Genomic DNA, 15,278 nt, shown 5'->3' on the forward strand with positions numbered 1-15,278 from the left:
TACATTGACAATACGGGCCGCTCCAAATTTGGGGCGGCCTTTTTCGTGGCTTGGTGAATTGTTCAAGTGGCGCTAATTTCACTGTGTATGCAGCAGATTACCGGGCGCACATGAAGCAGACTGTGAAATACCTGTACATCGGACACGACCCTGTTTCGGTCTGGTTTAGGTATGCGCTGATTCTGTTCGATGTTGCGACAATCGTTTTCTTTGTCGGGACGGCGCACATCCCGCATGGGCCGGGCTTGACCGTTGCAAGCCAACTGGTCGGTGTACTGATTTTTTTGGATTTCTCTGCACGGCTCTGGATCTCAAAAGACCGCTGGAGATTTTTGCGCCAGATCTACACAGTGGCGGATATCGTGGTCGTCCTCTCGCTGGTGCTTGATCCGTTTTTGACAGGAAACCTGGCTTTCCTGCGGATATTACGCGCCCTGCGTCTGATTCATTCCTATCATCTGCTCTGGGATCTGCGGCGCGACAGCCGTTTTTTCCGCACGCATGAGGACGCTGTTATCGCGGCGATCAACCTACTGGTCTTTGTCTTTGCCACCTCGACGGCCGTTTTGGTGTTTTTTATCCCCGAAGACGCGCAAACGCCTTACATAGATGCGCTGTATTTTACCATGGCGACGCTCACTACGACCGGGTTTGGCGACATCACTTTGGTCACACCGGGCGGCAAAATGTTTTCCGTCTTCATTATGGTCGTTGGCGTAGCCTTGTTCGTCCGGCTGGCGCAGGCGATTTTCGCGCCACAGAAGGTCCGCCACAAATGCCCCAGCTGCGGGCTGTACCGGCACGACCCCGACGCCGTGCATTGCAAACATTGCGGCGATACGTTGCGAATTGAAACCGGGGGCGCGTCTTAGATCTGGGCGCTGATGGCAAGCAGAAATGTGATTTCCGCCAATTGTTGTGATGCGCCCAGAATGTCTCCGGTTTGACCGCCGATCTTGGTCTTCGCGACGAGCCCCAAAACAGCAACGATCAAAGCCGCGCAGAGTATCGCGGTAAGCGCCAGACTTCCGCACAAGCTGTAAGCGACCAGAATCGCGATGCCCACTGCGATACAGGCTGATCCTGCGCCGGGGGTGCCAACTGAATGGCTCAGGCCCGACTTTCTGGCGTTTGGAAGAAGAACCATTAGTGCTGGCATCAGGGCGCGGGAAAATACACAAGCCGCAACAACCATCCAGATCGGACCAACGGCCAGTAAGGTGGAAACCGCAGAGATTCGTAAAATCTGCGAGATCATCAAGGCAAGCACGCCGTACGTTCCAATCTGGCTGTCCTTCATGATCTCCAACCGGCGTTCAGGAGTGAAACCGCCCCAAAGCCCGTCGAACGTGTCGGCCAGACCATCCTCATGTATAGCGCCCGTCAACAGGATCAGTACCGCGACCAGCAACGAGGCTGCGACAAACGGGGGCAGTTGAAACCCCATCGCCAGCCAACCGGTCAGGCATGCCAGCCCGCCAACGACCAGCCCAACCAGTGGAAATGCCCATACCGATTGTGCCTGCCGGGCAAACACGGCTTTGGGCAAACGGGGCAGGGGCAGGCGGGTCAACAGCACCAGGGCCAGCGGAACATCCCACAGGGAAAACGGTTTGGTGTCGTTTTTTTGCACGCCCGTGCCTTTCGGGGTCTTGTTGGTTTCGATCCTTCGGTTAAACACGCAGGACCACTCTGATGCAATGAGGCTTTCATGCTGCCTGAACTGAATGATTTGAACACGTTCCGTGCTGTCCTGACGGGGGCTCCGGGCCCGGATGCCGCTGCGGTGCAGGGCGCGGCCGAGCGAAATGGACAATTGACCAAACCCCCTGGTGCGCTTGGTCGGCTTGAGGATCTTGCGGTCTGGTATGCAGGATGGCGAGGGGACGCCCGTCCACAAATCAGCGCGCCTCAGGTCATTGTGTTTGCCGGAAATCACGGTGTTAGCGCGCAGGGTGTTTCGGCCTTTCCGCCGGAAGTAACCGTGCAGATGGTGATGAATTTCGAACATGGCGGGGCGGCGATAAATCAGTTGGCAAGGGCGGCAGGCGCGAAGATGGATGTTCACGCGCTGGATCTGGACAAGCCGACCGCGGATTTCACCCAAACCCCCGCCATGACCGAAGATGAATTGCTGGCCGCGTTGCGTACTGGCTGGCAGGCCGTTGATCCGCAATCCGATCTTTTGGTGGTCGGCGAAATGGGGATTGGCAACACCACCCCGGCTGCGGCTATTGCCTGCGCGCTGTTTGGTGGCGACGCGTCCGATTGGACAGGGCGCGGAACCGGTGTGGATGACGCCGGTCTGGCCAACAAAACCCGTGTCGTGGCTGAGGGCGTCGCGAAACACGCGTCAGATGATGGTCTGGACATCCTGCGCTGTCTTGGCGGGCGCGAGATTGCTGCAATGGCGGGCGCGATTGCTGCCGCGCGGGTGTTGCGCATCCCGGTGATCCTGGACGGGTTCATCTGTTCGGCTTCCGCAGCCTGCTTGTGGAAGCTGTCGGATGGTGCGCTGGATCATGCTGTGGCAGGCCACCAAAGCGCCGAAGCAGCCCATGGTGCCGTGCTGGCAAAATTGGGTAAAGAGCCGTTGCTGAGCCTTGGCCTGCGGTTGGGTGAAGGGTCCGGCGGGGCCTTGGCGATCAACATTCTGAAAAGTGCCGTCGCCTGTCATTCCGGCATGGCTACCTTTGCCGAAGCTGGGGTTTCGGACGGCTAAACCCGCATCTGACCCGGGCAAAGGCTTGGGTCAGGCCGATTTCTTGGCGTGCTCTTCAGCCAGTTCCAGCAGCGCGGTTTCCAGATCCTTTTCCAGCGCCTGCGAACGCTCGATGTATTTCTTGTTTTCGGCGATTGGCATTCCGGGAACCCAAAGCTCGGCCAGATCGCGCACCGCCTTCCTGTCATGGTGGTAAAACGTCTGTTCAGCCTGGGCTGCTTCGTACTCACTCAGTCCGATATTCTCCAGAACATAGCGACCCGCGCGCAGCGAACTGTCGAACATTTCCCGCACGATGTCATTGGCACCCGCCTGATACAACTCGTATACATGGGTCCGGTCGCGGGCGCGGGCGATGATGTGAAGGTCAGGACGCTGCCGTCTGGCATAGCTGACAAGCCGCGTGACTTGCTTGTGATCGTCCATAACGGCGACAAGAACGGATGCTTTGTCCAATCCCGCCGCGCGCAACAGTTCCGGCCGAGTGGGATCGCCCAGAAAGCCTTTGACGCCAAATCGGCGCATCAGCTGAATGGTTTCAATATTGTGGTCCAGAACGACTGTCTTGAAACCGCTGGCCCGCACCAGCCGGTTGACGATCTGACCAAAGCGACCAATGCCGGCGATGATGACCGGGCCCTTTTCGTCAATCACGTCAGGTTCAGGGCTGGCCGCGGAATCGCCAATCTTCCGCGACAACGCATCGTAGACGATGAAAAGAAGAGGCGTGATTAACATCGTCAGAGCAACGATCATTAGCAGTTTCTGCGACAGGTCGGGCGGAATGACATTCTGTTTCGTCGAAAATGCCAGCAGGACAAAACCGAACTCACCAGCCTGCGCCAACCCAAGGGTGAACAACCAGTGATCACGCCCCCGCAGTTTGAAGGCCTTGCCCACCAGAAATAGGATGATCCCCTTGGCAAGTATCACAAGCAGCGCCAGTCCAATCAGGTCCAGCGGGTCGTTGAAAAAATAACCGAAGTCTATTCCGGCACCGACCGTGATGAAAAACAGCCCCAGAAACAATCCTTTGAACGGCTCAAGGTCGCTTTCCATTTCATGTCTGAATTCAGAACTGGCCAGAACAACGCCTGCCAGGAACGCGCCCAGGGCAGGTGACAGGCCGACCAGTGTCATCAGAAACGAAATGCCCACGACAATCATCAGTGCCAGTGCGGTGTACATCTCGCGCAGACGGGTTGCGTGGATGAAGCGAAACAACGGTCTTGTCAGGTAGACACCGGCCAGAATGACAAACACCACCACGCCGATTGTGACAAGGGTGACGGCCCAGCCCGGCAGCCCTTCGACCAGCGACAAACTGTGATCGCCTGCGCCATGTGATCCTCCTGCCCCCCGGTCAATCGATCCATCTGCTTGGAAACGTGGCATGGCGGGCAGCGCCAGCAGTGGCAACAAAGCCAGAATTGGGATCACCGCGATGTCCTGCGTCAACAGAACCGAAAATGTCGCGCGGCCGCCGTTTGTCTGCATCAGGCCTTTTTCTGACAGGGTTTGAAGTACGATCGCGGTCGATGAAAGCGAAAGGGTCAACCCTACCGCCAGGGCAACCGACCAGGGATGGTTGGCGTACATGGCCACAGCAGCAATCGCGACTGTTGACAGCAACACCTGCAATCCGCCCAGACCCAATAACTTGTCGCGCATGTCCCACAGGGCGCGTGGCTCCAGTTCCAGACCAATGAGAAACAGCATCATCACCACGCCAAATTCGGCCACATGCTGAAGATTTTCGGTTTCCGCTCCGACAAGGCCCAGTGCAGGTCCGATAATGATCCCGGCGGCAAGATAACCCAGCACGGACCCCAACCCCAGTCTGGCAGACAGGGGAACGGCAATGACTGCCGCTGCCAGATAGATTGAAGCCTGATATAGAAAGTCGTCCATGTGTGTCCTCAGAACCTTTTCAGGTGGGAAGGGGGGCGTCGCGTTTAAGTTGATCCATTACGATCTGGCTTTGTACTCTTGCAACGGCAGGATGCGGCAGGATCACATGATGTAGCAAGCTGTTGAGGGCGGACAGGTCGTCACAGTAGATGTGCAGCAGATAGTCTGCCTCACCTGTCATTGTCCATGCACTGGTAATCTCGGGTCGGGTGTCGACCATGCGGGCAAAGCTTGCGGATTGCTCGGGGCCATGGGTGCCCAGATGCACCTGAACGAACCCCTGCACCTGTAAGCCCAGTTTCAGCGGGTCCAGCCGGGCAGCATATCCGGTGATGTACCCTTCGACTTCAAGCCGCTGTCGGCGGCGACCCGCTTGACTGGGCGACAGGTTCAGCATTTCACCCAGTTGTTGCGCCGTCAGATGTGCATCTTTTTGCAGTGCGGAAAGCAGTCGCTTGTCGGTTGCATCCAACATGTGCGGAAAAATCCTGATTTTATTAACTGATATGCGCATTTTGCGCGTCATCTTGCAGTTTATACAAAAACAATGCGCAGAAACAGCGTCAGAAAAGTCGTATTTTTGAATCAGCAAGGAAATTCCTGTTTTCGTAGGAGACGCCCATGGGTCCTTTCCCGCACAATGCCCCGAAATCCGTGATCAGTGAAGAAAACCCTGCCGGAACAGATGGGTTTGAATTCGTCGAATTCGCTCATCCTGAACCGCAGGAGCTGCGTGATCTGTTCGCAAAGATGGGGTTTGATCTGGTGGCACGCCACAAGGAAGATCCTGCCGTCGAGCTTTGGCAGCAAGGGGATGTCACATACATCCTGAATGCCAACCCGGACAGTTTTGCAGCTAAATTCGTAGCCGAACATGGGCCCTGCGCGCCTTCGATGGGCTGGCGGGTCGTGGACGCGCAAAAAGCGTACGAGCATGCCGTGTCAAAAGGTGCGGAACCTTACGACCACGCTGACAAAACCATGAATGTGCCTGCGATCAAGGGTATTGGCGGGTCGCTGATCTATTTCATTGATCAGTACTACGACACATCGCCCTATAATCAGGAATTCAACTGGACCAAGGAATCCAAACCTCGGGGCGAGGGGTTCTTCTATCTCGATCACCTGACGCACAATGTCTACAAGGGCAACATGGACAAGTGGTTCAAGTTCTATGGCGACCTGTTCAACTTCCGTGAAATTCGTTTCTTTGACATTCAGGGAAAATTCACCGGCCTTTACAGCCGCGCGCTGACATCACCCTGCGGGCGCATCCGTATTCCGATCAACGAGGACCGCGGCGAGACCGGGCAGATCGTGTCTTACCTGAAGAAATACAAAGGTGAAGGCATTCAGCATATCGCAGTGGGCAGCGACGACATCTACGCGTCAACCGATGCCATTGCTGAAAACGGCCTGAAGTTCATGCCGGGTCCGAATGAAGCTTATTACGAGATGTCCAGGACCCGCGTGGTCGGTCATGAAGAGCCGCTGGACCGGATGATGAAACACGGCATCCTGATCGACGGTGAAGGTGTCGTTGACGGGGGCGAGACGCGCATTCTGTTGCAGATCTTCTCGAAAACGGTGATTGGCCCGATCTTCTTCGAGTTTATTCAGCGCAAGGGTGATGATGGTTTCGGCGAAGGGAACTTCCAGGCGCTGTTTGAATCCATCGAGCGCGAACAGATCGAAAGCGGCGAGATTTCCGCGGCTTGATCCAAATGAACCAATAAGTCGGGGGCGGTTCTACTGCCTCTGACGTGCCTGTTTACAGGTGATCGCTCACGGCTTTGAGCGCCTATGTCAGCTGCGCGGCATCGCCAGGGTCACGTTGCGACCTTTCTTTTGATAACGCAGTTCGCTGTCACTGATGGCAATAACCTTGCCGCCGTCAATATTGTCGCCGACTTTCAATTTTTTGTAGCGCCCGCTGGGAAGCCGAACCAAAGCGCGCCGGTTTGCGGGTGTGCCGTAAACGCCGATCAGATTCAGGCGGCGCAAATTGATCGCGTTATCGAGCGTGGCCTGGCGGGCTACAGATGCGGTTGAGGGAATCTTGGGTGCAACCGATTTCGGCTGAAACGATCCGGCGTCATCTGAACTCTGGTCCAGCGCGGCCGTTGATCCAAGATTGGAGTTACCAGAAGCAGGTGCCTTTGCAGTGTCCAAACCCGCCGGTCGCAACCTGGGGCGCGGGACGCGGACAACGGCCAATGCTGTTGGCGTCTCGTCGATTTCTGTGCGCGCTTGTAAACTGTCCGGGCGCGCTTTGGGTCGCTTCGTCGAAAGCTCTGCCAGCGACCGCCCCCCCAACTGCCCGCGCTCGAAGCTCTCGACCAGATCTGCGGGGCGGGGTTTGGGGCGAAGACCGGCCAGTCTTTCGTCGAGCTCGTCAAGTACGGGTTCGTCTTCGAAACGCACTGGCGTCGCTGGAGGAACCTTCGGTGGCCGGCCCTGATAAATGACAATCCCATCCGGGTTCAGCGTCCCTTCCGGCGTGGGCGTTACCAGCCCGCGGTCATCCAGATTGAACCGGGCTCCTGCAATGCCATGTTGCACGTCCCGAACGAAGGGTTCGTCGGTATCGAAACTGGAAGCCGGGGGCAGGGCAACCGCATCGCTTGACAGGTCGGATTTGTCAATCGACGTCAGATACAGATCGTCCGGTTCCGGGGCTTCTGGCACATCCAAAGCGGCCGGAGGCGTTACATTCACACCGGAGGCAGCGCTGATATCCTCATCTGCCTCGGGGTCCTGAGCCACAGATTCAACAGGGGTCGGGGCCACCTTGAGTGCCTCAAGGATTGCTGCGTCGGTTGGGGTGAGTTCCGGTTGTTCTACGGTATCTGCCTCGGCGGGGTCTGGTGTAGGGGGCACGTCCCCGTCCAGAGCAGGCTCAGGCGGCAAGTTTTCTGGGGGGGCAATTGCCACAACTTCGGGCACTGTCGGTGGCAGGGCGTCGATATCCGGCTCGGAAACACCTATCTCGGTTGGAGTTGGGCTCAGTGCGACCTGATCTGTTTCTCCACCGCTGTCCAAGGCCAGCCAAACGCCGAAAACGCCGCCAAGAAGAACCGCCGCGGCAAATGCCGGGATCGCAATGCGCGGTGCCTGCGCTTTCGTATTCGCAAACTTTTTGTCAGGTGTTTCGGGGGTCAGAAACACGTTTGGTGCCGCGGCGCCTGCAATGGGATGCGCTGGCTTCCCAGCGGATTTTGCCGGTTCGGGCTGGTCTGTGTTTTTTACCGACAGCGGGGGCTCTGTTGGTTGGGTTTTCGATGCGCCCGAACGTTCTGTGAACAATGCCTCTCGGGGGAATGCGTCTGCGTCTTCCTCGGCGCAAAACAAAACCGGTACGAAACCATGGTCCGAGGCAAAGGTACGCGCCTCGCTCAGCGTTTCTTGCGCAACAGCTGCAACATAGGTGGTGCCGCCTTCGGTCTGATAGTCGTAGCTGAGTTCGGACAAAGCGTAAGGCGTTGCGTCGGCAAGTGCGCTTTCAACGCGTTCCACCGTGTCTTGGGGGGGTAAGTCATCGGTTGCAATCTGAAGGTATCGAACTTGTTCGGAAGGCAAAACAAGCTTGCAGCTCAGGTCGTTTTCCAGCGCAAAGGCGTTTTCCCGCAAAACCTGCATCTGACCGGACAGGTCCGGCGAATCCAAAGGAATCGAGCCGATAACGAACCATTCGTCATCCGAGTGATGATACAATGATATTCCGGTCGCAGAAAAAGACAGCGCAAAGGCAGGTTTCATAATCCGCAGGAACCATAATTATCAACGTCGATGCAAACACCTTGGCGTTCGCAGACCGACATTAAAGCAGGAACTTGCCGAGGAAAAGAAAAAGGCAAACTCTCCTCTTGTATGGCAATGCATCGCCGACCCATCTTTAATGCAAGCAAATCGGAGTGATAACATTGAAGACATTCGCTTTTCTGGCCGCGATGATGGCCGCAACGACCGCTGGACTTGCCCATGCGGAAGAACGTCGCATCACCGTAGACGCAACCGGAACCATCGAGGTTGCTCCCGATATGGCGACGATCACATTGGGTGTGACAAATGAAAATGCCGAGGCTTCGGCAGCGATGCAGGCCACCTCGGACGCAGTTGCGAAGGTGTTTGCGCGCCTGACCGGGATGGGGATTGAAGACCGCGATATTCAGACCCGCGATCTGTCGCTTTCCCCTGTTTGGTCCGGGCGGCACGGGCAGAATGGAGAAACACCGGAAATCTCGGGATTCGCTGCCTCGAACCGCGTGTTTGTACGTGTGCGTGATCTGTCCAAACTTGGAAGCATCATGGATGCGGTCATTCAGGATGGCGCCAACGATTTTGGTGGATTGAGCTTTGGGGTGCAGGATACCAAACCAATCGAAGCCCAAGCGCGCGCGCAAGCTGTCGGCAAAGCTATGGCCAAGGCCGAGCAGCTGGCGCAGGCCGCGGGTGTAACCCTTGGCGCGGTGCAAACGATTTCGGAACAAACGGGGGGCGTGCGCCCGATGCCCGAGATGCGCATGATGAGCATGGCTGACGCAGGGGGTGTTCCTGTGGCAGGTGGCGAGGTTTCGGTGTCTGTCAGCGTCTCGATGGTGTTCGAGATCTCGGAATGAAATCAACCCTTCGCGCGGGCCATCAGCGGTTTTCGTTGTTGGCCCGAAGCGTCGAAATTTTCGGGTAACAACCAGGCCTCGAATGCATCGCGGATGCGTGGCCATTCGGTATCTATGATTGAATACCAGGCTGTGTCGCGGTTGCGCCCTTTGTAGTGGGTTGCTTGGCGAAACACGCCTTCGAAGGTGAACCCAAGCCGCTCTGCCGCTCTGCGCGACGGACCATTCAGCGCGTCGCATTTCCATTCGTAACGCCGGTAACCCAGTTCATCGAAAACGCGCCGCATCATCAGATACATGACTTCGGTTGATTGCGGTTTGCGCTGAAGCAGTGGTGAAAAGTGTATATGCCCGACCTCAATCGCTCCGGCAGCGGGTTCGATCCGCAAATATGAAGCCATGCCCAACGGTATGTCATCACCGTCCAGAACGGTTTGGAACATCGGGTCCGCGCCCATGCAGTTGGCGCGCGCCCAGTCTTCGAACTCAGGTTCGCCAGCAAACGGGCCGTAAGGCAGGTACGTCCAGTTGCGGCCATCCGTGTCCTTTGCAAACGCCCGGAACAGTCCGGGCGCGTGCCTGTTCACATCAAGGGGCACGACGGAACAATACCGGCCCACCATCGGCGTATAGGGTGGTGTCGGGCGTGGAAAGTCACCCGAAACCGGTAAGCCGATGGGCTGGCCAAGATCGTTTGTGTCGTGCTGGGTCATGGTCAGGCGGTTGCTTTGGCCAGGGCCTGATCAAGGTCGGCAATCAGATCGTTCACGTCTTCGATACCGATGGATACGCGCACCACGCCCGGACTTGCGCCCGCGGCTTCCTGCTGTTCCGGGGTCAATTGACGGTGTGTGGTCGATGCCGAATGAATGATCAGCGAGCGCGCGTCGCCCAGATTGGCTACGTGGCTGAAAATCTCCAGCGCGTTGACCAGTTTGATACAGGCGTCATAGCCACCCCTCACTGCAAAGGTGAACAATGCGCCAGCGCCACGTGGATATTGCGATTTGACCCGGTCTTTGTAAGGCGAAGACGGCAATCCCGCATAGGTGACGTAGTCCACCCGGTCATCCGCTTCCAACCACGCTGCGATTTTCTGGGCGTTCTCTACGTGGCGCTCCATCCGCAGCGACAGGGTTTCGATCCCCATCAGCGTGTAATGAGCAGCTTGCGGGTTCATGGTCATACCCAGATCGCGCAGACCGATGGCGATGCCGTGGAAGGTAAAGGCCAGAGGTCCGAACGTTTCGTGGAACTTCAGGCCGTGATAGGCCGGTTCGGGTTGGCTGAGTGACGGGAACTTGTCGTTTGCCGACCAGTCGAACTTGCCCGAATCCACGATGCAGCCGCCGGTGACGGTGCCATTGCCGGTCAGGTACTTGGTGGTTGAATGCACCACCAGCGTCGCTCCGTGATCGATCGGGCGGCACAGATATGGTGTTGCCGAGGTGTTATCGACGATCAGCGGAATGCCCGCCGCATCGGCCACATCTGCCAGTGCACGGATATCCGTCACATAGCCGCCGGGATTGGCGATGGACTCGCAGAAAATCGCCCGGGTATTCTCATCGATTGCGCCCTTCACCGCGTCCAGATCATCGGTGTCGACAAACTTGGCAGACCAGCCAAAGCGTTTGATTGTCTGGCTGAACTGGGTGACCGTGCCGCCGTACAAACGGGTTGAGGCGACCACATTGCAACCCGGACCCATCAGCGGGAACAGCGCCATGATCTGGGCCGCGTGCCCGGACGAGCAGCAAACGGCACCAACGCCGCCTTCAAGAGTCGCCACGCGTTCCTGCAAAACGGCGACGGTTGGGTTGGTCAGGCGGGAATAGATAAAGCCCACCTCTTGCAGGTTGAACAGGGCCGCTGCGTGGTCTGCATCGCGAAACACATAGGCTGTGGTTTGATAAATGGGTGTCTGGCGCGCTCCGGTCGCCGGGTCGGGGCGGGCGCCCGCGTGAATTTGCAACGTGTCGAAACCGTAGGTGGGGCCGTCAGACATCTTGAAAATCTCCTGTTGGAATTTGTCTTGCGAAATCTGTAGGCCATTGCCCGCCTGCGCACAACGATCCTGTCAGCGCAGCCAGAGGCCCTTGCTTTTAATCGTGTTGCGGATGGCCTGTTCACGTCGTGGCAGTTGATCCCGGTCAAACAGGGCGCGGACTTTTGCGCCTTTCCCCTGCAGAACCATCTTTTTCAGTGGCTCGTATTGCTTGAGAACCTTCTTGACCTTGTTTGGAGCGACGACGGTCTCCAAAACATCAATCACATGGTCGCTTTCACGGGCGTAAAGCAAGGGAAACAGGCGATAGTGGCAACTGACGGACCCGTCCAGCAAACCTGAGGGCAAAACATCACGACCGCCGCCGAACGAGTGAATGACAAGGGGCAGGGCGGCCTGATCCAGCCAGGGGTCCAGGCTTTGGCCAGTCAGTTCCGGAATGTTTTCGTCGCGGATTGTTCTGGCGTAGCCCAGAAAACGCTCTCCAAATTTCCGGGGGCATTTGTAAAAGAAATAGCCTGCATTGAAATACAGATACCGCCGCCAGTGGTCATGGGGTTGATCGGTGTCCAGCGAGCTTTCGAAATCCAACCCGAACCGGTAGTAAAGTGCGCGCCAGATACCGTCAAAACCGGGGCCATACAGCGTTGGTTTGGGCCATGTCCCTTCAACCTTCAGTGACGCGCTGGGGCGGTCGAAGTCAAATGGCACGGATGTGATCTCGCCAGTGATCAGCGTGTCGGTGTCAAAGAACACAAAGGGCTCATCTTCCGGCAGGGCCATCAGCGCTTCGATCTTGTTGCCGTACGGATAGCTTTCACCGAATACATGCGAGTCGAAGGGCAGAATTTCAGCATCCAGTTGTTTCAGGGCTTTCAGAACATCTTCGTCCTGAATGCGGGGGTCCTGTTTCCAGCGGGGCCCAGGATTTGGCGTGGCGACAAACAGTTTGCCCCTGAATTGCGGTGAAGAATGGCGCAGTGAAGCCGCAAACAACAGGGCTTCGTATTGCAGGCGGTTGTTTTGACCGACGACCGCGATGTTGAATGTCTGTGACGTTGCCTGCATCTATGCCCGTTCCCGACAGGTGTTTGACCATGCACCTTGAAGTTCGGATTACAGCAAGCGGCCCAAGGCGTCAAAAGCGGAAAATTTGAAATTTCATCACGGCATCCCATTTCTTTCAGGGGTCGTAGCAGAAAGGGTTACACATGCGGATCAATGCGGATTTCACAAAACGGGTCGCAGTTCATTTTGACAATAGCGAATGGGTCGCTTCCCCTGCGGCTGGCGTCGAGCGTAAAATGCTGGACCGGATTGGTGATGAGGTGGCCCGCGCAACAACCATTGTCCGCTTTGCGCCCGGCAGCGCCTTTTCCGCCCATACCCATGACGGCGGTGAGGAATATCTGGTACTGGACGGTGTATTTCAGGACGAGACCGGAGATTTTCCCGTCGGCAGCTATGTTCGCAACCCTCCGACGTCCTCGCACACTCCGTCTGCTGTGGAGGGCGCGACCATTCTGGTCAAGCTGCACCAGTTCGACCCGCAAGACCGGACCGAGGTTCGCCGGTCGATAAATGGCGATTCTGACGTACAACTGTTCAAAGATGATCATGAGGACGTTTTTGTGCGGACATGGGCGGCTGGGGACGTGGTCGAACTGGACGCGCGCGAAGGCATGGAAGTGTTTGTCATAAGCGGCAGTTTCGAAGAAGCTGGGGAAGAATTTTCGACATGGGATTGGTTGCGCTTGCCGCCCGGAACGCACTCGCGGGCCGTTGCAGGGCCTGACGGCGCTCGGGTTTGGACCAAGTCCCGCCATCTTGGCGAAATGGTCTGAAAGCTTCTCGGCCCTGAAATCACCCAAAATGCCAACAAACCCGGGTTTCGCGGCCCGGATTTTTGATTTTTTGATCATCTGACAAATTTTACCAATTGATAAAAAATTTATTTGTGGCAAGCTGAGGTCATAACAAACATATCTACAGGGAGTAGAGTGATGGCACAGGGCCAGATGGCACCCGGCATCGTCGCCGGGCGGCTTTCAAGCGATGAGCTGACCTCGAATTTCACCGATCTGCATCCGCCATTGGCCCCGCATGAGGCCGCAGTTGCAGCAGACCGTTGTTATTTCTGCTATGACGCGCCTTGCGTGACAGCGTGTCCGACAGACATCGATATTCCGCTATTCATCCGTCAGATTCAGGCCGGACAGCCGCAGTCAGCCGGGCGAACGATCTTTCAGCAGAACATCTTGGGCGGGATGTGCGCCCGTGTCTGTCCGACGGAAACACTGTGCGAAGAGGCCTGTGTTCGTGAGGCGGCCGAAGGCAAGCCGGTCGAGATAGGGCGGCTACAGCGCTTTGCGACGGATGATCTTATGTCTGCGGGCGCGCATCCGTTTGAACGTGCGGCATTAACTGGGAAGACGGTTGCTGTCGTGGGGGCAGGGCCTGCCGGTCTGGCCTGCGCGCATCGTCTTGCCATGCTGGGCCATGACGTGGTGATCCACGAAGGCAAGCCCAAACCGGGCGGTCTGAACGAATACGGGATTGCCGCCTATAAATCGACCAACAATTTTGCGCAGGCCGAGGTCGACTGGCTGTTGAAAATCGGTGGTATCACGGTTGAAACCGGGTCGGTTCTGGGTGAAAGCATCTCGCTGGGTGGTCTGGTCGAAAACTACGACGCGGTGTTCCTGTCCATCGGACTTGCCGGGGTGAATGCCCTGCGCGCGGATGGTGTTGACAAGGACGGGGTGCGGGATGCCGTCAATTTCATCTCGGACGTGCGGCAGGCTGGTGATCTTGCAAAGCTTCCTGTCGGGCGGAACGTCGTCGTGATTGGCGGAGGCATGACTGCCGTGGACGCAGCGGTAAAGTCCAAATTGTTAGGTGCCGAGAATGTCACCATTGCCTATCGCCGGGGCCGCGACGCCATGGGTGCCAGCCGGTACGAGCAGGATCTGGCAGCCTCGCACGGGGTTCAGATATTGACCAACGTGCAGCCGGTGGCGGTACACGGCAATGGAGCCGCTACCGAGATTGAGCTGGAATATACCTCGAGCCAGAACGGCCAACTCACCGGAACCGGTGAAACGGTCCGGCTGCGGGCGGACCAGGTTCTCAAAGCCATCGGTCAGACGCTGGAAGGTGCGCCGGAAGGGCTGAAGCTGGACGGCAACAAGATCGCTGTCAGCGGTGCGGGACGCACTTCAGTGGCCGGTGTCTGGGCAGGTGGAGATTGCGCGGCGGGTGGCGAGGACCTGACCGTCACGGCTGTTGCCGAAGGCCGGGATGCTGCGATGGACATCCACGCGACGCTGGTTTCGTGATAGGATGGGGTATTCACCCCATTCCTTTCGCTGCTGAGGTATTCCCATGTCCCAGATCGAACAAGCCGTAGCGCAACATTATACCACCGGAGCTCTGACCGACCGCGTCCGCGCGGCGCTTGAGGCCAGCGGTATCGATCCGGATGCGGCCACGGTCGCAGACCTGAAAGCAGGGGACGAGTTCCACACGGGTGGCGTTCTGGCGACCAACAACCTGTTTGCGCAGTTGTCGCCGACCCATGCGACGCGCGTTCTGGATGTCGGATGCGGTATCGGCGGAACTTCTCGCTATGTTGTGGATCGCTATGACTCGACGGTAACGGGCGTCGATCTGACACCGGAATTCGTTGAAACCGCCAGGGTACTCAGCGACATGGTCGGGCATTCCTCGAAAACCAGCTTTCATGTGGGCAGTGCCTTGGAGATGCCGGTGCCGGATGCTGGGTTCGATCTGGCTGTCATGATGCATGTGGGCATGAACATTATGGACAAGGCCGGGCTGTTCGCCGAAGTGTCGCGGGCGCTCGCCAAGGGCGGTACTTTTGCCCTGTTCGATGTGATGGCCGCAGACGTGGACGAGCCGCTGGCTTTCCCTCTGCCGTGGTCCACTGTTGCCGAAACCTCGTTCGTGGATGCGCCGGATGTTTATAAGTCTGCGGCAAGTGCCGCGGGTCTTGAAC

Annotated in this window: 14 protein-coding genes; 7 read left to right on the plus strand and 7 right to left on the minus strand. The window is 57.4% G+C overall.

Annotated features, from left to right (window positions below):
• Positions 1 to 110 precede the first annotated feature (110 nt).
• Positions 111 to 872 (plus strand): potassium channel family protein, encoded by a 762-nt coding sequence (locus AC2FND_RS10180; protein ID WP_496769515.1) that lies wholly within the window; start codon positions 111 to 113, stop codon positions 870 to 872.
• On the opposite strand, the gene cobS is transcribed toward AC2FND_RS10180, so the two are convergent.
• Positions 869 to 1,633: an adenosylcobinamide-GDP ribazoletransferase gene (cobS, locus tag AC2FND_RS10185; protein ID WP_496769517.1), complete on the minus strand. Its 765-nt coding sequence runs from the start codon at positions 1,631 to 1,633 to the stop codon at positions 869 to 871. The two genes, AC2FND_RS10180 and cobS, sit on opposite strands and share 4 nt — an antisense overlap.
• Before the next feature lie 78 nt (positions 1,634 to 1,711).
• Here cobS and cobT point away from each other — a divergent pair, with 78 nt between their 5' ends.
• Positions 1,712 to 2,722 (plus strand): nicotinate-nucleotide--dimethylbenzimidazole phosphoribosyltransferase, encoded by a 1,011-nt coding sequence (gene cobT / locus AC2FND_RS10190; protein WP_496769518.1) that lies wholly within the window; start codon positions 1,712 to 1,714, stop codon positions 2,720 to 2,722.
• A 30-nt stretch (positions 2,723 to 2,752) separates the two neighbouring features.
• On the opposite strand, the gene AC2FND_RS10195 is transcribed toward cobT, so the two are convergent.
• The gene (locus tag AC2FND_RS10195) at positions 2,753 to 4,633 is read right to left on the minus strand and encodes a monovalent cation:proton antiporter-2 (CPA2) family protein (protein WP_209595914.1); all 1,881 of its coding nucleotides are present in this window, start codon (positions 4,631 to 4,633) and stop codon (positions 2,753 to 2,755) included.
• 19 nt (positions 4,634 to 4,652) lie between these two features.
• Complete coding sequence (locus AC2FND_RS10200; protein WP_209504202.1) at positions 4,653 to 5,108, minus strand: Lrp/AsnC family transcriptional regulator; 456 nt, start codon at positions 5,106 to 5,108, stop codon at positions 4,653 to 4,655.
• A 146-nt stretch (positions 5,109 to 5,254) separates the two neighbouring features.
• On the opposite strand from AC2FND_RS10200, the gene hppD reads away from it, so the two are divergent.
• Positions 5,255 to 6,352 carry a 4-hydroxyphenylpyruvate dioxygenase gene (gene hppD / locus AC2FND_RS10205; protein ID WP_496769520.1) on the plus strand — a complete coding sequence of 366 codons (1,098 nt, stop codon included), beginning with the start codon at positions 5,255 to 5,257 and terminating at the stop codon, positions 6,350 to 6,352.
• Between the two features lie 87 nt (positions 6,353 to 6,439).
• Here the strand turns inward: hppD and AC2FND_RS10210 are convergent, their stop codons facing one another.
• On the minus strand, positions 6,440 to 8,392 hold the full coding sequence (locus AC2FND_RS10210) for a hypothetical protein (RefSeq protein ID WP_496769522.1): 1,953 nt from the start codon (positions 8,390 to 8,392) through the stop codon (positions 6,440 to 6,442).
• Between the two features lie 155 nt (positions 8,393 to 8,547).
• Here AC2FND_RS10210 and AC2FND_RS10215 point away from each other — a divergent pair, with 155 nt between their 5' ends.
• Positions 8,548 to 9,252, plus strand: a complete 705-nt coding sequence (locus AC2FND_RS10215) for an SIMPL domain-containing protein (protein WP_496769524.1) — start codon at positions 8,548 to 8,550, stop codon at positions 9,250 to 9,252.
• A gap of 2 nt (positions 9,253 to 9,254) precedes the next feature.
• Here the strand turns inward: AC2FND_RS10215 and AC2FND_RS10220 are convergent, their stop codons facing one another.
• The 3 genes from AC2FND_RS10220 to AC2FND_RS10230 form a co-directional block, all read right to left on the minus strand.
• Positions 9,255 to 9,965: a GNAT family N-acetyltransferase gene (locus tag AC2FND_RS10220; RefSeq protein WP_496769526.1), complete on the minus strand. Its 711-nt coding sequence runs from the start codon at positions 9,963 to 9,965 to the stop codon at positions 9,255 to 9,257.
• Between the two features lie 2 nt (positions 9,966 to 9,967).
• A complete protein-coding gene (locus tag AC2FND_RS10225; protein ID WP_496769527.1) occupies positions 9,968 to 11,260 on the minus strand; it encodes an O-acetylhomoserine aminocarboxypropyltransferase/cysteine synthase family protein in 1,293 nt (430 codons plus the stop codon).
• 72 nt (positions 11,261 to 11,332) lie between these two features.
• Entirely contained in the window at positions 11,333 to 12,328 is a 996-nt protein-coding gene (locus tag AC2FND_RS10230; protein WP_496769529.1) for a GT-B fold glycosyltransferase domain-containing protein, read from the minus strand.
• 143 nt (positions 12,329 to 12,471) lie between these two features.
• On the opposite strand from AC2FND_RS10230, the gene AC2FND_RS10235 reads away from it, so the two are divergent.
• The 3 genes from AC2FND_RS10235 to AC2FND_RS10245 all read left to right on the plus strand — a co-directional run.
• A complete protein-coding gene (locus AC2FND_RS10235; RefSeq protein ID WP_496769530.1) occupies positions 12,472 to 13,104 on the plus strand; it encodes a cupin domain-containing protein in 633 nt (210 codons plus the stop codon).
• Positions 13,105 to 13,263: 159 nt separating this feature from the next.
• Entirely contained in the window at positions 13,264 to 14,598 is a 1,335-nt protein-coding gene (locus tag AC2FND_RS10240; RefSeq protein WP_496769532.1) for an NAD(P)-dependent oxidoreductase, read from the plus strand.
• 46 nt (positions 14,599 to 14,644) lie between these two features.
• A partial coding sequence (locus AC2FND_RS10245) for a class I SAM-dependent methyltransferase (RefSeq protein WP_496769533.1) occupies positions 14,645 to 15,278 on the plus strand: 634 nt, incomplete at its 3' end.

Source organism: Ruegeria sp. BHSB056 (assembly GCF_059613305.1).